The organism is Paraglaciecola sp., from assembly GCF_039964565.1.
Taxonomy (GTDB): Bacteria; Pseudomonadota; Gammaproteobacteria; order Enterobacterales; family Alteromonadaceae; genus Paraglaciecola.
The window spans coordinates 13761-34102 of record NZ_JBDVXF010000012.1; the positions used below are offsets into that span (position 1 = coordinate 13761).

At 41.4% G+C, this 20342-nt stretch carries 14 protein-coding genes and 1 pseudogene; 4 read left to right on the forward strand and 11 right to left on the reverse strand.

All coding sequences use genetic code 11. From position 1 onward, the window contains the following. Positions 1–215: 215 nt before the first annotated feature. The gene (locus ABJK37_RS06465; RefSeq protein ID WP_348351288.1) at positions 216–1073 is read left to right on the forward strand and encodes an alpha/beta hydrolase; all 858 of its coding nucleotides are present in this window, start codon (positions 216–218) and stop codon (positions 1071–1073) included. A gap of 271 nt (positions 1074–1344) precedes the next feature. On the opposite strand, the gene ABJK37_RS06470 is transcribed toward ABJK37_RS06465, so the two are convergent. The 3 genes from ABJK37_RS06470 to ABJK37_RS06480 all read right to left on the reverse strand — a co-directional run bounded on the left by ABJK37_RS06470 (position 1345) and on the right by ABJK37_RS06480 (position 4897). Then, a complete protein-coding gene (locus ABJK37_RS06470) occupies positions 1345–3438 on the reverse strand; it encodes a multicopper oxidase domain-containing protein (protein ID WP_348351290.1) in 2094 nt (697 codons plus the stop codon). Between the two features lie 46 nt (positions 3439–3484). Beyond that, positions 3485–3802: a hypothetical protein gene (locus ABJK37_RS06475; RefSeq protein WP_348351292.1), complete on the reverse strand. Its 318-nt coding sequence runs from the start codon at positions 3800–3802 to the stop codon at positions 3485–3487. 210 nt (positions 3803–4012) lie between these two features. Beyond that, positions 4013–4897 (reverse strand): LysR family transcriptional regulator, encoded by an 885-nt coding sequence (locus ABJK37_RS06480; RefSeq protein WP_348351294.1) that lies wholly within the window; start codon positions 4895–4897, stop codon positions 4013–4015. Positions 4898–5166: 269 nt separating this feature from the next. On the opposite strand from ABJK37_RS06480, the gene ABJK37_RS06485 reads away from it, so the two are divergent. Continuing rightward, positions 5167–5988, forward strand: coding sequence for a sulfite exporter TauE/SafE family protein (locus ABJK37_RS06485; protein ID WP_348351596.1), 822 nt, complete (start codon positions 5167–5169; stop codon positions 5986–5988). Positions 5989–6059: 71 nt separating this feature from the next. Here the strand turns inward: ABJK37_RS06485 and ABJK37_RS06490 are convergent, their stop codons facing one another. After that, positions 6060–7124: a methionine synthase gene (locus ABJK37_RS06490; protein ID WP_348351296.1), complete on the reverse strand. Its 1065-nt coding sequence runs from the start codon at positions 7122–7124 to the stop codon at positions 6060–6062. A 68-nt stretch (positions 7125–7192) separates the two neighbouring features. After that, complete coding sequence (locus ABJK37_RS06495) at positions 7193–8170, reverse strand: DUF1852 domain-containing protein (protein WP_348351298.1); 978 nt, start codon at positions 8168–8170, stop codon at positions 7193–7195. Positions 8171–8718: 548 nt separating this feature from the next. Here ABJK37_RS06495 and ABJK37_RS06500 point away from each other — a divergent pair. After that, positions 8719–8814: pseudogene (locus ABJK37_RS06500) on the forward strand (SEC-C metal-binding domain-containing protein); the annotation flags it as partial. 167 nt (positions 8815–8981) lie between these two features. On the opposite strand, the gene ABJK37_RS06505 reads toward ABJK37_RS06500, so the two are convergent. The 4 genes from ABJK37_RS06505 to ABJK37_RS06520 form a co-directional block, all read right to left on the reverse strand. Further along, positions 8982–9377 (reverse strand): MerC domain-containing protein, encoded by a 396-nt coding sequence (locus ABJK37_RS06505; protein ID WP_348351300.1) that lies wholly within the window; start codon positions 9375–9377, stop codon positions 8982–8984. Positions 9378–9793: 416 nt separating this feature from the next. Further along, positions 9794–11989: a S46 family peptidase gene (locus ABJK37_RS06510; RefSeq protein ID WP_348351302.1), complete on the reverse strand. Its 2196-nt coding sequence runs from the start codon at positions 11987–11989 to the stop codon at positions 9794–9796. A gap of 302 nt (positions 11990–12291) precedes the next feature. Beyond that, positions 12292–14445: a TonB-dependent receptor gene (locus tag ABJK37_RS06515; protein WP_348351304.1), complete on the reverse strand. Its 2154-nt coding sequence runs from the start codon at positions 14443–14445 to the stop codon at positions 12292–12294. An 87-nt stretch (positions 14446–14532) separates the two neighbouring features. Then, the gene (locus ABJK37_RS06520; protein ID WP_348351306.1) at positions 14533–14946 is read right to left on the reverse strand and encodes a hypothetical protein; all 414 of its coding nucleotides are present in this window, start codon (positions 14944–14946) and stop codon (positions 14533–14535) included. A gap of 582 nt (positions 14947–15528) precedes the next feature. Between ABJK37_RS06520 and ABJK37_RS06525 the strand changes: the two genes are divergently transcribed. After that, positions 15529–15720, forward strand: coding sequence for a YwbE family protein (locus tag ABJK37_RS06525; protein WP_348351308.1), 192 nt, complete (start codon positions 15529–15531; stop codon positions 15718–15720). 52 nt (positions 15721–15772) lie between these two features. Here the strand turns inward: ABJK37_RS06525 and ABJK37_RS06530 are convergent, their stop codons facing one another. Together ABJK37_RS06530 and ABJK37_RS06535 are read right to left on the reverse strand one after the other, a co-directional pair. Beyond that, positions 15773–16252, reverse strand: coding sequence for a type IV pilin protein (locus ABJK37_RS06530; RefSeq protein ID WP_348351310.1), 480 nt, complete (start codon positions 16250–16252; stop codon positions 15773–15775). Then, positions 16249–20331: a PilC/PilY family type IV pilus protein gene (locus ABJK37_RS06535; protein ID WP_348351312.1), complete on the reverse strand. Its 4083-nt coding sequence runs from the start codon at positions 20329–20331 to the stop codon at positions 16249–16251. The genes ABJK37_RS06530 and ABJK37_RS06535 overlap by 4 nt, the downstream gene beginning before the upstream one ends. Between the last annotated feature and the right edge of the window lie 11 nt (positions 20332–20342).

Below are 20342 nucleotides of genomic sequence, written 5' to 3' on the forward strand. Positions count from 1 at the left end.
CATTTTTAATATATAAGGTCATTAAAAGTGAGAGTAGGAATAGCGCTGTTAATCAACGACTTAACTTCCAACCATTCTCTTACATTTAGGTAAAGGCCTACACCTTGTTGTAAGTAAGCAAACAAATAAATCACTAGGAATTGTTTATCACTTTTGTATTAATTATGACTGTCGCCGTGGGATTGATAATTGTTTTATCAACTAGGCGGCGTCGTATGTTATTTAGTCGATTAACTTTTAATATGGTTAATTGTGTAGAAGCAAAATTAGTCGGATTGAATTGTGCCAGCCGCTTAGTTAACGGGCTTGAGGTGTTCTATCTTAGCAACACAAAACACTTCTCCAGTGATAAACCTGTGCTGGTACTTTTACACGGTTTCAGTGCTGACAAATATGTTTGGAACCGTTTTGCCAAAAGGTTTTCTTCTCAATATCACTTAATTATTCCAGATCTTAAAGGTCATGGCCAAACTGCATACAACCCCAATGATGACTATTCTGTGCCCAGTCAATGCCAGATGTTTTTGGCATTAATGGACCAATTGAAAATTAAGCGTTTCAGCATAGTGGGAAATTCTATGGGCGGAATGATGGCAGCCAAACTATTCGATGAAATACCTGAACGGATTGAAAAATCTGTATTGATCGATCCAGCGGGAGCTAAGTCACAATATGCGCAAAACATGATAGACAACCAAATAAACCCTTTTGAGCATAACGTTGAACAGGATTTTTTTGATTTCTATGATTTAATTATGGCTAAACCTCCATTTGTGCCAAGTTTCATTTTACGAGCACTGGCATGGGAATACATCAATAAGCGAAAGCAATATACTCACATGTTTAAACAATTTTTCAACTTGCGTGATTTTTACCCTCGTGATTATCGATTCGATTATCCTCAGTCAATGTTGATATGGGGTCTCAACGATAAGTTGTTACCCGTAGACGATTTCACTCACTGGAAAATGATGCTTAATTCAAATACACATATTTATGAAGATCTTGGCCATATGCCTATGGTTGAAGACGTAAAACGTGTTTCTTCAGATATTTTAAAATTTTTACAATAGTCGGCAGAGCCCTTGGTCAAAAATTGAATTACAAATTAAGCAAACTTACCTTATACAAGTGAATTAATATCAAGTTCAGAGCTGCCGTGTAGCAATGGTAAGTAAAATTCCGCACAAACAAAATAGCGTTATCTATATTGAGAAAGTATCTATTTTGATCGAACAACTAATTTGCGCACATGCCTGTTTAGGGCAATTAATTGTTGTGAGTAAGAAGCGCCTAAACGCCTCAAACTCACAATCGCTGAGAGCAAACCTAATGAGCTCAAATCTAAAACGTAGCAGTTAACCCTACACCTAAGCCTGAGGTTTGATTGGCATTGATGGCCATAGACCAGTTCGGTGACGAACGATATTCTAGGGTGGCGTCCCACTCTGATTCGGTTGAAGCGTTTAGCTCTATGCCTATGCGTTCGGTTAGTTGAAATTCTGTTTCTATTTCAGCATTTACCTCTCCTTCATCGGTGATCCAAAGGGAAGTATCGATGCTAAACGGTAAAACATATTTTACTCCCAACAGTATCTCGTTTTCACCATCCATGCGCCTAGCGCCAATAAAAGACCTTAGCCAGCGAGAGTGTTTGTAGTTATAGTGTGCTGCTAGTTCTACTTCCGACTCTAACTCATATTGCGACCCCGACTCTTGCGAAAAATGCTTAACCGCTTCAAGCTCAATTATGTGTTTGGCATTGCTATAGCGATACATGATTTCTGCATGAGAAGAAAACAAAGCTAAATCCGCTCTGCCATACCAATCAAAGTCCATGATTTCATCACTCTGCATTTTAGCTTTTACAAAGTCAGGGTTGCCTGAGTAATCACTGTACCTGACAACACGTGCCATGCCTGTCTTGGCGTGATACAGATTGTGGCAATGGAAGAACCAATCTTTGTATTCATTGGCTGCAAACTCAATGGTAACGTTCCCCATAGGAGGCACATCTACTGTGTGTTTCAACACGTCGTATTCGCCATTACCTGAAATCACTTTGAAAAAATGGCCGTGTAAATGCAGCGGATGATGCATCATGCTTTCATTCTGAAAATGAAAACGCACAACTTGTCCTCGATTGATTTTAATCACATCAGCAGCCGATAGCGGCGTGTTATTAAAACTCCAATTATAACTTTCCATGTCACCTGTTAGCTTTAAGGTAAACTCTTGTAGCTCCCCTTCATAAGTCACAGGCTGCCTTACTTTCAGTAAGCTGTAATCTAGTTTTTCCGCATCTGGCTCTTCATCCATCTCCATCATTTGATGATGATTATGGCCGTTATGATGGTTTTCATGTGACTGATGTTGCGAGGTATCTTGAGGCTCTTGCCCCATGTTGTGCATAGAATGATCATCACCATGGGACATCTTAGCAAACACATTAGGCCGGACGGGGTCAGGTGCAGACTCAGCATTACCGCTACCTAAAGTCACCTTTACCCCTCCCGTGCCATCCATACTATTAGCTGCAAACTGGTAAGCGCCAGAGTCAGGTATCGTCACTATCACGTCATAAGTTTCGGCCATACCCATTCTAAATTCATTCACGGTAACCGGCTGAACATCGACCCCATCGGCGGCGACAATTTCAAACGGGCCAGAGTTTTGCTGAATGTCAAAGTAACTCGAAGCTCCTGAGTTGATTATTCGAACTCTTACTCTGTCTCCGGCTTGTGCTGTAGGAACTAGGTTCAATGAGGTTTGTCCGTTGGCAAGAAAAGCATCGTAACCCACATCCGATACATCCATGCCTTCCATGCGTTGCCAACGATTGCTTATCCATGCATCGAGACCACTATTTTGCAGATAGCCCTTGATACTGATCACCGAATTCTTTTTGTAGGCATACCAGTCACCGTCTTTTTTTAGATTTTTTAATACGTCTAATGGGTCTTCATCCGTCCAGTCAGACAGCTGTACCAGCACATCATGGTCAAACTTATCTTTGTACCCACCTTTGGGGTGAACCACAATTGCCCCATATTGGCCGCGCTGCTCATCAATGCGAGTATGACTGTGATACCAATAGGTACCTGCGTGGCTTAGTTCAAACTGATACTCGAAAGTGGTTCCTGCTTTGATTGGGAAGTAAGTTAGATAGGGTACGCCATCTTGCGCTTGAGGTAGTAATAAGCCATGCCAATGAATCGAGGCATCATCATTAGTATGGTTTGTAACTTTGATAATAGCTGTATCGCCTTGATTGAACTCAAGCAAAGGTCCAGGAATACTGTTATTGATAGCCATGGCCTGCACTGTTTTGCCTGAAAAATTGACGGTTTTATAGCCGACATTCAGTTCGTATCGAACTTCTTTAGCCTGCACAGTGGTTATAAGTAGCGCACACAGAAGCGTTAGAATTGCTTTCATTTATTTCTCCAAAAATTAAAAAATGCTGATAGTCAGCGGGAATTTTTTAACTGAAAAAATAAATGGGAGGACGGTATTTAGGACTGCTGGTTAAAGATTGATATGAAATGTCAATAAAGCGTGGGGTTTCATTAAACAGCGCATTAGATTTAATGATGCTTGTCGAGCTGATTAGCTGAACACACATGTCACAGTCACATAAATGGGACTTGGTCTGATGATTTTGCTCTTGCTCAACACCATGGCAAGGCATGGCTTGAGATTGTTCTGAAATAACATCATGTTCCATCATGCACAGGCCACTACCAGCATAGGCATTGACACTTAGAGCAAAAATTAAAAACAAGGCTTTGATATATTTCATTGTCGATAGTTTACAGCATTATGACAAAAACGAATACCCATTCTGCTTGGTAGCATTATTTGAAAAGACAACTATCTGCGCCCCCCCTCGGAATGAATAGTGGATAAACAACATCCATTGTTCTAGCAAGAGCGCGATAAATTGGTCTTCATTGATGACATGTAACATCCAATTATTTCTGCAAACTCTTTCTGCAATTAAAACAATCGATTACTTTGTCTTTTTAGCTTGGGTAATAAAATCGTTTAAGTAGTCTATATGTTGTTCGTCTTTGCGGATCCCCACAAAAATTTGTTTGCCAATGCCTTTTTCACTAAAGCGAAGACTCTTAATAGGCATTGATTTAGAGTATTCGTCTACTAGCCATCCAGGTAAGGCACAGATACCTCGGCCTGCAGCGACCATCTGTAACATGATCTCAGTTGTTTCAATTATTTTGTGTTTCTTCACCGAACACTTAGCTGGATTTAAGAATTGACTGAAAATATCAAGTCGCAGTGGCTCAACGGGGTAACTAAATAGTACCTCTTGACTCAGTTGTTCTGGAAAGACAAAGTCCTGTTCTGCCAATTTGTGCGTTGCAGACACCACTAGCCTGTGTTCATAATCAAAAACCGGAATGTAGTCTATCTTAGGTTTAAACAGCGGGTCGGGGGTAATCAGTACATCTATCTCATAGCTAAGCAATGCGCCTAAGGCACCAAACTGAAACTCCTGCTTTACATCCATGTCTATGTCGGGCCACCTCTGTAAATAGGGGCTAATGACTCTAAGGAGCCATTGGTAACAGGGGTGGCATTCCATCCCTATCCTTAATGCCCCCGCTTCGCCTTTCGCTATCTGACTGAGTAACAGTTCAGCATGTAAAAACTGCGGCAGCACCCGATTAGCAAGGGTTTGAATTCTTTCTCCGGCAGCTGTTAGACGTAAATTTCGTCCCTCTTTTTCCCAAATTGGAGTAGCGATTTGTCCTTCTAATTTTTTAATACTGTGACTCAAAGCGGATTGCGACAAATGTAATGAATCAGCCGCCTTAGTAAGCGTACCGTGTTCTTTTATTGCGGTGAGTATTTCTAAATGGATCCTCTCTAACACTTGTACACTCCTGATGTAAGATGTAATGATGAATAATACTCATTGATTAATGAAATCATATCACTTTTATTCATCTAACTAGATTACTTACAATCGACCTTATTGGAATAAATAAGATTTAGGAATTTAAAAAGCGCGGTTTCTGGCAGATGCCAGAAACGGGCGGCCTTTTAAATGAAAACCTTTTCAATTGAGACTAAACTTGTGACTTAACATAAAGTTAGGTTCAGTTTGGTTAGTAGCATTACAAGAAGTAGTAAGTGAATAGTATTGAATTTATAACAAGTAACATAGCCACCTTTTTAGCATTGATCGCTACAGGAGTATTCACTGGAATTTTAGCGGGTTTATTGGGCGTAGGTGGCGGTATTGTGATTGTGCCAGTGCTATTTTTTTTGTTCCAGAGCTTTGGAACCTCACCAGAATCAGCGATGTTAATTGCAACTGCCACCTCATTATCCACCATAGTACCTACTTCTGTTAGTTCAATTCGTTCTCACTACCAAAGAGGTAATGTGGACCTCACTCTTCTTAAACATTGGGCTGTCTTTATTCTAATGGGTGTACTGGCAGGAAGCTGGCTAGTGACACGTCTTGAAGGCAGTTTGTTTTCTACAATGTTTGCTGTCATAGCCATATTGTCTGCATTAAACATGCTGTTTAGAACAGGAAAATCGGCGCTGTACCAACAATTACCAAGCAAAACAGCCCAAAGAGGAATAGCTACATCCATTGGCTTTTTTAGTTCAATGGTGGGAATTGGTGGCGGCACCCTCTCTGTTCCATTACTCACGCTTTTTAATTACCCCGCTCACAAGGCTGTTGGCACCGCCGCGGCAATAGGATTAATCATTTCCTTGCCTGGTGCACTTACTATGTTGCTATTGGGTATCACGCCAGCTGACGCGCCGTCTGGCACTTATGGTTTAGTCAATTTAATCGGTTTTATATGTATTGTACCTTTTACCGTGTTAACAGCCCCCTTGGGAGCGTTACTTGCGGCAAAATTAGACGCAACAATACTTAAGAAAATATTTGCTCTCGTATTGCTGCTTACCGGGTTACGCATGTTGGCGCAACTTTTCAGTTAAAGGGTCAATAATAGCTGTCCTCTTCATTGCGCTTCTTTCCCAAAGTCCTAGGTAGTTCGCACCTCACGTTGTTAGCCATCTGCGCTAAGTTCTTTACGGATTATTTCTGCTCCGGCACTTAAAGCCTTTAGTTTACCCACTGCCACTTCACGGGATAAGGGAGCCATGCCACAATTGGTACAAGGATATAACTTGTCGGCATCGACGTATTTAAGGACATTTCTTAAGGTATTGGCGACCTCTTGTGGTGTTTCAATTGTGTCGTTAGCTACATCAATGGCACCTACCATTACCTTTTTACCTCGAATCAATTCGATTAGCTCTATTGGAACACCGGAGTTATGACATTCTAGTGAAATGATATCGATATTCGACTTTTGCAGTTTAGGAAACACTTCTTCATATTGTCGCCACTGCGACCCTAATGTTTTCTTCCAATCAGTGTTAGCTTTGATGCCATAGCCGTAACAAATATGTACAGCCGTTTCGCACTTAAGTCCTTCAATAGCTCTCTCTAAACAAGCGATTCCCCAATCATTCACCTCCTCAAAAAACACGTTAAATGCAGGCTCATCAAATTGGATAATATCCACCCCCACAGCTTCCAATTCTTTGGCTTCTTGATTGAGAATTTTGGCGAACTCCCATGCGAGTTTTTCACGGCTTTTATAATGGTCATCATATAACGTATCAATCATTGTCATGGGGCCTGGTAAGGCCCATTTTATCGGTTGCTTTGTTTGCTGGCGTAAAAGTTTGGCATCTTCAACAAACACCGATTTCGGGCGGGAAACAGCCCCTACTACACTAGGTACGCTGGCATCATAACGGTCACGAATTTTAACGATTTTGCGACTGTTAAAATCAACACCTGTAAGTTGCTCAATAAAGGTAGTCACAAAATGTTGCCGCGTTTGTTCGCCGTCACTCACAATGTCGATACCTGCTTGTTGCTGTAATTGTAGTGACAGGAGTAACGCATCGCGTTTACCCTCTGTTAATTCTTCGTCTTGTAATTTCCATGGCGACCATAACGCTTCAGGCTTTGCTAACCAGGAAGGCTTAGGCAAACTACCTGCGGTTGATGTAGGCAATAGTTGTTGTTCAAAATCTGTACTTAAAATAGGTGTTGTCATAAGTAAAACTGCTGTACCTGTTAATTCATTAAAATGCGTGGCTTAACTACATGGATAGAGATTGTTGACTAAACAGCGTAATTAGCTGACCACTGCTCAAGCACTGTTTGATAGGGCTTGATAAAGTGCTCTTCTGCAAATCTCCCCTGTTTGATAGCCAATTTATTACGTTCTTCTCTGTCATAAACGATCTGAGTGATAGAATGGTCACTGTTTTTTAAGTTTGGCTGATAACAATTTCCTGCGACCGCGTTGGCATTGTAGATTTCAGGTCGGTAGATCTTCTGAAAGGTTTCCATGGTGCTGATAGTGCTTATCAACTCTAGGTTACTGTAATCGTTAAGCAAGTCGCCAAAGAAGTAAAACGCCAGAGGAGCGACACTCTTAGGGGGCATAAAATAACGCACTTGTAAGCCCATCTTTTTAAAGTATTGTTCTGTCAAACTAGACTCGTTAGGCCGATATTCAAAGCCTAATACGGGGTGTTGATTTTCAGTACGCTGGTAGGTTTTGTTGTCTGAAACACTTAAGCAAATAACAGGTCGCTTCTTAAAATGCTGTTTGTAAGCATTTGAATTGACGAAATATTGAAAGAGTTTTCCGTGCAGCTCACCGAAATTATCTGGAATGCTAAATTGTGATTGCCCTTTATTGTGGTCCCCTAGCAATACGCTAAAGTCGTAATCTCGCACATAAGAAGAAAAGTTATTGCCAACAATCCCCTCGATACGCTCCTTAGTTTGATGATCAACAATATTGGTTTTCAAAACTTCAATCGATGGAAATGCCTCAGCACTGCTTTCTATGGACATATCTACTGAAATAATTTCAAGCTCCACACTATAACGATCACCCTGAGGGTTATCCCAAAAAGCTAATGCGTTAAAACTATTGTCAATCATCTGCAACGCGTTGCGCAAATTCTGTTGGCGGCTCTCACCTCTGGCCAAATTGGCAAAGTTAGTCGTAATACGTGTATTATCTGACGGCTGGTAGTTTTCATCGAGACAAATATTTTTGATATTAAATGTAAAACCTTTATTCATGGCGCTCTGATATCCAATTTTCCGTTATAAACCTGAATTTTTCGATACTCTTACGGGTTTTCCCTCTTTAACAATCGGTTGAAATATTGTGTAAAGTGAAGAGCACAGTGGGATTTATACGTGGTTAATCATATGAATAAAAATGGTTTAATTTCATTAATACATGAATTAATGTCATGTATTATATTTGAGTACGGGTTACGACTGCTAGGTTATTCAGTTTGTGTACCTTCCCTACCAAAACTCTGTAACGAAGCACCGCTAAATCTTTATTTTATAAAGATTTATTGAATTTAAGACTGCATCATATAATGACGCTTTTAGGTCTCTTATTGATAACAAAGAATGGTGTTGCCTAACCATACAGGTTAAAATACTCAAACGAGTTATAGCCAATAAAGTATTGTGTTTAGCAATAAATATAACGTGAAAATTTAAGAAAGGATTATTGATTAATAATGAATGACAACAGCAAAAATTTATCTAGCGAAACCTTTGAAAATCAGGATTCAAAGTGTACTAACACCAGTTGTTGCCCGCCTAACAATACAGTAGTTCGAACAGGCCCTAAAGTGGGACGCAATGATCCTTGTGTTTGTGGTAATGGTCGTAAATATAAGAAGTGCTGCGGGAAAAACATTTAGTTCGCGATATTAGCCATAACCTCTAAAACATTCTATAGATATCCAAATAAACCGATGTTACCGGTTGCTATTAAAAAGCCGCTATACAAACTTGGTGCATAGCGGCTTAGGCCTGTTAAAAAATCACCTTGATTTAGAGACCAGTTTGAACATAGTTGAGCAAATCGTTAGTGATGACAACTACGCTTTCTGCATAACGAATAGTTTCGCCAATGGGCAATTGCTAAGATAAATGTAGCCACAACTGTAGCGACTTTTTCTCCAACCTCACCTACTAGATCATGTGCAAAAAATGCGGTTGATACCAGAAGCGTGAGTCCGCTAAGAATGCCAATTAACACAGCTTTGTCTTTGTGCTTTTTACATCCCATAAACACTGCCAGTAAACTCATTGGCACTATCAACCACACTAACGCTTCGTGGAAAGCGTGGTCATCACTTGGCAAAAACGACAACGTTGGGAATAATGCCAAGATAGTAGGCATAGCAGCGCAATGTATGGCACATACTGTCGACGCGCTTATTGATAATCGGTCTAACCAAGTTTGAGTTACTAGTTTCATTAAAAAAAACGCCTTTATAGTGCTTCTGCACAATACCGATTTCACTAGGACGCAGCAGGTATCCCATTGCATTAGATCTATCATCATTGTGCTGTGTAAATTTAAAAATTATGATTAATAGCGAGCAGTGTTGAACCATTTTTCAGCTACGTGTCGTAAGCCGTGATGACAAGAAATAATGATAAAAAATCAGCGAAACATCCTTAATTTTTATTTCTGACACACATTTAACGTTACAGTATATCATAACAAACTTATATTATTCTTAGCAACGAGTATTCACGTCCACCAGCCAAACAATGGTCACTCTTTAAAACTGAACGTTTGCGGACGTTATATCAGACACAAAAAAGCCGAGTTGATTTGACTACAACTCGGCCTTTTATTACTGCATTATGACTACACAAGTAAACAAATTACTTCACTATGGTCATTTCCTTAACTAAATGCTTGGCATCGTCAACATATTCCATTACCCATAACATGTAACGGGAATCAACGTGAATGGTACGGGTCGTTCTTGGGTCGAAATCCCAATCGGAATTCACACTTTCAAAGGTACCGTCAAACAACAATCCAATTAACTCACCTTTCGAATTCAAAGTGGCTGAGCCTGAGTTACCGCCAGTAGAATCTAAATCCGTTAAAAAATTCACAGGTACTGAACCAAGGCTTTTAAGTTCATAGTCTCCATAATGTTTAGCTTTGATCAGCTTTAACTGCTTTTTTGGAGAATTAAACGGCTCTTCACCGGTATCTTTTTCAACAATACCTTCTAATTTGGTGAAAGGCTGGTAAATCAAGCCATCTTTTGGCGAACCACCCAACACTTTGCCGTAGGTAACACGTAGTGTTGAGTTTGCGTCAGGATAAGCTAATTTACCCATTGACCTTTGCCAATCAATGATAGCTTTCATGTATTGTGGGCGCAAACTGGCGCGTTTTCCGGCATGTAGCTTTTCTTTGTCTTCTATTTCTTGTCCATAATCAAAAGTCGCAATGGCAAGCTGCATGAATGGATCATCACTGGCTTCAAGCTCTGCTTTGGTCGCATCCATTAACTCAATACGTTTATCTAAGTCTGTTAGCACGGTGCGATCGTAGAATGAGCTTAGCTGCTTAGCAACCTTGTCTTTATTGAAGCTTGCCCCTTCTAGGCCAATAAATTTATCAAATGCTGCGACACGTTGCGATTGTTGTTGGGCTGCATATTTTTCAATAAACATTAACCAAAGCGCTTGTTCTACTTCGGCATCGAAGCGACGCTCAATTCTTTGCAGACCTTGTTTAATTCGGGCCATATCACGTTCTTGATAACCTAATTCGCGGTCAGCGTCCGGCTTTTGTTTTTCAATTGCTAAGCGATAGAGTCGTTTAGCAGTACTTAACATTTGCGAACGGGAAGCGTTGCCATATAAGAAAGAGGCTTTATTAAAGGCACTGATCTCAGTTTCCAATTTGTCGAGTTTCTCGATGGCATCACGGTACTGTTGACGCTCTGGCACGTTGCCAATCCAAGCTAATAAGTCTTGTTCGCGTTGTGCTCGACGTTCCACTAAACCAACTCGTTTTGCCCCGTTAATTTGACCAACCGTATTTTTCATAAAGTTATTCAAACCAGCTAGTGAAGCCTCGTATTTGACTCGTGCATCACTGCCTTCAGGCGCCGTTTTTTCGATCATGGCGATCCAATCTTCGAGCGCAGTGATCCACTGTGGATAAGACCAACCAAAAACATGTTTAACAGTGACTAAACGCTGGTAACGCTGCGTAGAGCCTGGATAACCCACAGCCATGGCAAAGTCACCCTCATCTAAACCAGCGGCTGAAACCTTCAAAGTGTGAGCGGGCTGATAAGGCACGTTGTCTTTTGAAAAGTCGGCAGGTTTGCCATCTTTTCCCACATAAGCCCGGTAAAAAGCGAAGTCACCTGTGTGACGTGGCCACATCCAGTTGTCTATATCGCCACCGTATTGGCCAATTGCATCAGCTGGCGAATAAGTAATACGTACGTCTTTTATCTCAAGCTGTTTGATCAATTTATACTCTAAGCCTTGGTGAAAAGATGGCACAGAACAACGATGCCCCTGATCTTTTTCGCATTCGGCAACGATGCGTTTCTTGTTATTAGTGATGGCATCGTATCGCTCACGACCGGTTAGATTAGAATCAAGCCCTCCTACCACATCGTTTGTCACGTCTTTAAAGTCGACTGTGACATAAATTCGAGAACCAGGCGCGGCAGGCAATTCTTCGTCAAGCGACTTGGCAACGAAGCCATTCACTAAGTAATTATTTTCAGCAGTACTGTTGTATTGAACAGAACCTCGCGCACAGTGATGGTTGGTCACAACCAAACCTTGCGGTGACACAAAAGACGCAGAGCAGCCACCTAAAGATACAATCGCCCCCATTGGAAATTCCGTTAGGGATGTCAAAGATTCTGGAGGTAGTTGCAAACCTGTGGCAACCAAATCATTTTTAATTAGAGGTAATTGTTCTGGCGTAAACATGCCTTCTTTTGCAAAACCTTGGCTTGATGCGGCAAGACCTAAGGCTGCTAAAGGGTAAAGCAGAAAGCGTGAAACTTTGGCTGTTTTCCATTTTGTCATGGTTTTATTCCTATGATTAATTTTTCAAAAGCACTATGCCACATACCCTTGCTATGTTGAATACTATAACGTAACGGCAGCATAAAAAGAGATTTCAACACTATTATGCTGTGTAAATAAAGATAAACATATTACCAATTTGAACTCTATCTAAGGGCGATTATGATAATTGGTTTCTACCACTAAAACTCGATGGACCAGGCGCGTTTAGCTGCACAATTTTATACAAAAAATTGGAGGCGTATTCAGACCTAAAATCAAGTGAATACGCCCTGTAAAACTCTGAGCGTTCGTTCCCTTAACTAGTGCCCAAACTTAAAACGTATACCAGCATTAACGGTAAAGCCATCGTTACGAGACCAAATGTCAGTGGTCCAGCGGCCGCTTGGAGCTTGTTGTGGTAATAACAAAGACTGGTCTTTGGTTTGGCGCACATTGAGTAGGTTTTCGGCATTTAAGAAATAACTGACCTTACCAATGGTAATTTGACCGAGTAAACCTAAGTGCCAATAAGCCTCGCTTTTACTGCGCCCGGTACTAGACAGATAATTATCTTCTAAGTGCTGAGTCCCAGTGTAGTATGCCTCGAACCCAATCAAATGACTGCCGTGTTCTTCCCACATAATTACCGCACCTGCGGAATGTTTAGGAGTGAGGGTTAAGGGTTCGCGGCCTATACCAGAGTCACTTTGTTTAGTCGCATCTGTATACAAATAGCTGCCTGTGAGTTTTATGTCACGCCAGCGATAACGTAGCAATAATTCGGCGCCACGTATTTCACTGGCTCCTAAAGCATTGACAATGCGCACTTGTTTGTTTGAATCCGCTTGATTAATCAAATCGTCAAAGGAACCTATGACTTCCAACTCAGTGACGTTATCCACGTCAGATGAAAATAATGTCAGGCTAGTTTCAACACTATCAAACAGATAAGTAATATCGATAGAGGCAGTGGTAGCTTGCTCTTCAATAACATTTTCAAATGGTGCGAGGCGCGACAAGCCCGCATCTTCAATGTCTTCAATAAAGGGTGTAGGGGCAAAAAAGCCTTGACCGTAAGAGCCGCGAATAGTCCAGTTGTCTGGATTATATAACACTGACACTCTTGGACTAAACTGGGTGCCATATTCACTATGCCAATCGGCGCGAGCACTGAGCGACATTGACACATCATCACTGGCCTCATAATCCACTTGTGAGAACAATCCTGGTACTTGGTAGTGATAATTAAACTCGACAAAGTCTTCTGATTCAAAGCGCTCGACTTGGTATGCTGCACCCACTACCCATGCCGTTTTATCACTGTAACCGGACACACTGGATTCAAGTAAATAACTTTGATGAAGGTCACTTTCTTCAGCCATACCAAACACATGATCATGCTCTTGGCGCATGGCGGAACCACGCAAGTTTAGATTGAGCTCATCAACCAGTGGTTTATCAAAAATAAAACCACTGTCGAGGCGCAGTGAATCTTGATTTTGCGCAAAGGGATTGCCATCGGGCACAGTGCCGCCGTCTGCGGTACCACCGTTGCGTTGCTCTTTCATGGCGCCAACTGTTACATATAAATTCGCGCCATTTTCCCCTTGCCAATACAAACGAGGACGAATGGTGGCGCGCTGAAATTCGGCCATATCCAGCCAACCATCGTCATCCAAATCTTGTTGCTGTTGATTGTGGATACCAGCCGTTACCGAAGCGCTGGTACTATTGTTGATAGGTGACGCAAAATACGACGTCAGGTCTTGACCATTTTTAGATGTGGCGTTTAACAACACCTCTCCTTCAAACTCATCTGACGGGGTACGAGAAATCAAATTGATCACCCCACCAAGGGCAGAGCCGCCATAAAGCGACGAAGCCGAACCTTTAATTATTTCTACATTGGCCAAATCAGTAGGGGGAATTTGTAATAAACCGATTGATGCCGTTTGTCCGCCGTATAAAGGCAAACCATCACTGAGTAATTGGGTGTAACGACCATACATACTTTGCAAACGAATATTGGCGCTGCCCATGGCGGGTGAAGTATTTTGCACTCTTACACCGCCGGTTTCGGCAACTAGCATAGAAATATTGCCAGGCCGCATCATGGCTTTTTCTTGGATCTCTTCGCCGTTTATAATTTCGGTACGGGTAGCCGACTCTGTGACAATACGGCCTAGGCGCGACGCCGTGACTTGGATTTTTTCAATCTTAGATTCGCCATGGTCATGATGGTCTTCTTTATGATCATCATGGGTTTCTTTATGACCATCATGGGTTTCTTTATGACCATCATGGTGGTCTGCAGAGTGAGCATCATTGTGATTTTCTTGCTGATCTTTTTGCTGCGATTCGTGGTGCTCTGTATGTTGATCTTCTTGGTGTGCTTCATGACCCTCTTCATTTGCGTAAGATATAACAGGCACTAACAGCATAGCCATGGCGACTTTAGAATATTTAGTAAGCATTTTTTACCTCAAATAATGCTAAAAACTGCGAAAATTTCGCAATTAATAAAACGAGTTTTAGTGTTTTCTAGCGGTGGAACAATAGAACTAAGAGGTAAAAATAGGCGGCCGATACAATGAGCTAGCAATATATTGGGGAAATGCTTGTACAAATGGCAAAGCCAACTCACTGTTGAGTATGAGCTTTGAGAAAGTAAGAGTGTTATCTACATAAACCATAGAAGCACAAGCGTTTGCTGGGCAAAAGCATTCGCCTTCACAGCAGTCTATATCACAGCAGTCATCAACATCTTCGGATGCTAAGGTGTTAGCGCCGTCGAGACTATTTTGCAGACTGTCATTGAGTTTGTTGCCTTTGGTTTGTTGAGATGCTTCACCGTCAACAGTTTGCGAACTAGTGCTACCTTCATCAGGCGGCACAAAATGATACGCCATAGATTGCCCAACAAAAGCAACCAATAGAGTTATCATAATCAGCAATTTTGACAATGGTGTAAACATATTATCCTAACTGAGGTTACCCACCTCCAACAAAAACCGCGGCTATTGTAAGGAGTTTTAAGGAATATGTGAAGAAGCCTTAGCGGAATAAAAACCATCGCAAGGGCTAACAACTGAATTTAAAAAGAACCTCCCCCTACAGGTGCTTCAAACTGTTCAACAGGTCTTCAAATGATATTTTAGGTTCATCAACTTTTTGCCTAACGGCTGCTAAGCTTTATTATCCTTCACGGATGACATGCTTTACCGCTTCTAGGTTGCCATCTCAGCAGGTTTTTAGCAGGGATATTCAGTGACAACATAATAATGCAACCGCTACTTTTACAACAATATGCGGCAATGAAGGAGCTTCTAATAGCTCTATTATTTGATTGACTTGCTTCATTATGACCTCAACATTGCCGTCACAAGCTAAAAAGAGTGAATGAATAGTCGATTAAGACCGACCATTTCCTCGCCCGCCTTTAATTATGGCAGCCATGCTAGGTATACTTACATAGTCCACCAGCCAGAATGTGATGCATGTTTTCAATGATTGACTGGTGAACCTTTAAAACTAAAACAGACAAATAGGGAATAATGATGGAAGGTACTAAACGAGCAAATATTAAAATTGGTGCCCAGGTATCTATTGTGCTTAAGCAAGATCAAAGAACTGGGAATTTAACTGAAGGTGTAGTCGAAAAAATTCTCACCAATTCACCTAATCACCCTCACGGAATTAAAGTCAGATTAGAAAGTGGCGAAGTAGGACGAGTGAAACAAATTAACTAATAAAATTAGCGGCAACCAAAACGCACGTTTCATAACGTGCTAAGCACATAATCTAACAACTCCAGCAAAATTCACTGGAACCGTAAGTACCGTTATTGTTAGCATCCCATGCCCGACGACCATCACTGTAATAAGCTACATTTCCATCCGCCGCTTGGGAAGTGCCTGATACTGGTTTCGCTTCAATTAAAAAAGCGCTGCCGCTGGATTCACTAATATACAGATCGTATTTACGATTTGCATACAGCTCTGCAGAGGGCGAATGCTTGTGGAAAATAGCCGGTTTTCCAGTATCTGCTGCCGACTCGGCAGCGCCTTTGTATGTGAAACTAGCCGCTTTATGTCGCTCTAATGCAGCTGCGAGACTCATCAAATCAGCCTGAGCTGCACCTCGGTTTGTGCTTGCAATAAACCCTTGATAACTGGGATAAGCAATGGCTGCAATGATGCCAATAATAGCCACCGATATCATTAGTTCGATTAATGAAAACCCCAGCTGCGATTTGTTTTTTATTTTTAATACTGTTTTCATGGTCTTTCGGTTTCCGTTTTCCAGCTGCTTTTTTGCACCCGTTCAAAATAACTGTGAATATTTTCGGCTAAACACTCAAAGTCTGAACCACAACCTACTTTGTTTCCATCTTCGTCAACTTCAAAAACGGTGGAGGCACACTCGGTACCTAGGCAGATAATAGGCTTAATAATATCTTCAATCAAAATTTTGGTATCTGGAGCAATGCCCGTTTGTTTTAGCTGAGCATAACGATCTTCATGTAGTTGATCACCGTCCTGATTCAAATCCACTACTGAGTTACCATTAATTAACTCTACCAAGTATGCACGACTATTACCCGTTGGAGGGGCACATTCACTTGAACTGGCGGTCGCTGGTAAATAGGTAGTAAATATTACTTGGTAGTCCAAAATCAGTGGTGAAGCAAGCACCTTTTCACCTCCAGTATTCAGACTAATGAACCAACCTTGTGATTCTGCAAACTGCTCGACCGCTAACTCTTTTGCTACCGAATCAGACGATGTTAACAAATGGTTTGTAGCATCATATAAATCACTCGTACCTAGCGCTATAGAGGGTAATTCAAAATTACCATCTTCATCAAACGTAAATACACCTTCGTCCTTAATCATATAAAACTGATCGTTAATGACAGCGTTTAGTGGATGAGCCCGGTAACCAGATCCCAATACAACCGCATAGTAATGGTCTGTACCTAAACTGATCTCTGATACATCTGGACCGTAATAAAAACGTCTATTGTCGGCTTCCACACTACCGCCAAAATCAGCCAACAAACCTCCAGTCACTAGATCAACTACCGACTCTCCATTATGAATATCAAGCCTAAACAACTGCCCTCCGGTATCTGCAACATACATATGGTCTGCAAACCCGTCATTCTCGCGATCGATAACGGAAATCCTCGCTGGGATGCTGTATTCCATTTGTGTCAGGTTTAAATCACTATTAGTTTTACCTGCTGACCAAATCAAATCACCAGTATCAGCGTCCACTATAAATACCGAATTCCCTACAGAATCAGCACCTCTAAGTAATCTATTGTCTTGATCTTCATCATAACCACCGCCAAATATCAAAACGTTTTTAGTTGCCGACCCAACTTTGATTTTTGTTACTGTGGGCTTAGACCAAGTTTGCCCTAAATTAGCAAAATCCCCTACTCCTCCATCTATTTTAAACATCAACCTAGGATTAGTTTTGCTGGTGATATCAAAGGCATAATAATTATTGCCTCCGCGGCGCATGCCGACATAAAGATAAATATTATTGCCGACAGTCCTCAGTACCATGTCACCATCTAATCCATAAATGTGTGAGAAAGTTGAAGAGTCTTGATACAAGTCATACAAATTATTCAATAGATCTTTCGGAATAATCGCAAAGTTTTCTTCGCCGGTAGTAGGATCAAATGAGTGTAAGAAACCATGATTAGTTGCCACAAAGACGGCACTATCAGTCAGGGAATAATTCACTATTACTGGTTGGGAATGAATCGGATCTCCCATCGCATGACGAGCATCTGTGGTGCTGTCATCGCCATCGTCATCTTTTACATCGACGCCACGAGCCCACTTTAGAACAGTTTCGCGAATCGTTTCTGGATCTGATAGAGCGCCAACCGCTAAATCAGCGACGGTTAAACTACTGTTATCTTCATGCAATAAGTTACCGGTGTTAATGATTGTACCGGGACCTTCAAATGTATAAACATCACGAGGCAGCCCCATTTTCCCTGCGGTTCCTCCTTCTCGTACATCATTACCGTCAGCCAATACTGACCAATAACTATGGGCACTATCATTAAAGAACCCAGTTACGCTATCCACCGCATTAAAACCATTCTTATCTAAAATTTCTGAGCCATCGAGTCTGTACCTCTTAACATTTCCAGGCCAAATGGTCCCTTCAGCAGGCTTGAAAAGCGCAAAGTATAGTTCGTCGTTATGAGTTAGACGATTGAGCTGGTTTACAGCCACACCAGGAGAAACAAAAGTAGCATTCACATCTTTAACGGTTTTTAAAATAGATTGAAAAACGCCTACCAAATCTTCAGTATTTTCTGCGGTATAGAAATCGCCGTTGCCATTGACCGCTAAGTCGTTCAAAAAGGCGTTAGCGGTTGATCCAGCGGCAAAACCTATAGTGTGAGTAAACACTCGGGTGTCAATTTTCGACTCGTCGCCATCACCAATGTTTTTGACCAAATTCACACCACATTTTTCACCACCAGAGCCAGTACAAGATTTGCCAAGTAAACTTTGAATCTCAGTAACACTATGATTGTTATTTGCCACACCATCAGACAAAAGCACAATGTGGTTATTGGTCTGACAGACTTTGTCTGTAACAGGACTTATATAGACAGGGTCACCTGGAATGTATTCGTTTCTACAATCTGAACTACTAAGGTTGTCCTCTGTACATCCAGAGGGTAACTCTGAATCAGATCCGACATAGGATAATCTATGACTGACCCGCGTATTGCGGCGCACCGTACTCGAAACTGACGACTGACCACGAGTTTTCCCATAATAAACCGGAAGTCCGCCGTAATAACTAGCAGCCTCATACAAAGTATCAACTATAGGTGTTAGTCCACTTGCACTCATAGCATCCACTTGACTGACGAGATGCTCTCTTACCGTAGAGGTACTACCCGGCGTGGCATTACCTTCATATTCTATGACTAAACTAACTGTACTTGATGGTTTGCCGTTATAGCTATACGCTCCACGAATACCTACAAAATCTGAGAAAACAAACATCATATCGTTGCCAGGCTCCCAACCGCCACGACCTACAATTTGTTCAACAATGGTGGCTACCGAAGGACTTTGATACGTATAATTTTTGTACCACCTCGGAATATCTGTCCATGGAACGCTCCCTGTTTTTGACTTATTTCTCAACAGATATCTTGGGTACGAACTAAAACTGCTAGGGTCGTTTTCATTGACGCCAGAAATATTAAAACTGGCATAAGAGCTAGAGCTATTTTGATAGGCAGTAAACTCCAAGTAGGCATTGGTAATACTGGCATTTTGAGGTAAAGCAATGTTTTTAAACCTGACACCAATATATTTGTTAGAGCTATCTCTAAGTGTCAGTTCGGTTCCGGTTGATTGATAACCGTTACTTTTCTCTTCAGCATTATTACTTTGGGAATCAACTTGATAACTCAATTTACCTTTAACACAACCGGTAGCGGTAGAATCATCGTAAACCACAACAAGTTGAGGTGTCAGTCCTTCACCATCCTCAAATGCAGGAGAACGGCGTTCGCTACTACTGCTGATACCTTGACCATCAATAATAATGTTCAAAGCGTTTCCACCACACCATGTAGCTTGATCTACAATTTCTTGCACAACACTGCTTAAATCTGGAGATACCACAGTTTCGCCAGAAACGGGCCAATCATTATCTGAGTCCCATAACACTGAATTGGTGGTTTTAGTGCGATCCGAAATATCATTATTTGTATTACTGAAGGTAGTCGAGTTTCCAACCTTTTCACCACTAAAGGTGATGTCAGTTGCGCCACTATTAAAAGCAGTTGAACTAAAGCGAATATAGGCGTTAGTGATAATCGCACCACGAGGAATATTAAGGTCTTGATATCTAAGACCCAAAGTCACTTCACTTGTACCTTGAGATAATTTTAAACTAGAACTGGTAGTGTTGACCGTCGATGAAATTTCGTAGGCGTCATCGGTAGCTTGAGCGATTGAGGTGATAATTTCCGGAGAAACGGCGTCATCAATAGGTCTAACTGGATATAAAACCGGGCCACCAAAATCTGAAAAACGCATTAAACCAGCATTAATATTTGTGACAGAGTTAAGGGTTTCTTTAAGTGCATTTTGCACCCTTAACATTCGTGATTCAGTGCCACCGTCCTTGCCAGTCATACTGCCAGACGTATCCATAATAAAAAGCACGTTAGGATTGTAGGTGACTTCACTGCCAGCTGTTCCTAGATATATCTCTAGATCATCTGCATAATTCACACTACTAAAAAGCGCCACACTAGCAGCCAATGTCACTGCCACAATTTTGTTGATATATTTCATAAAAACCACCA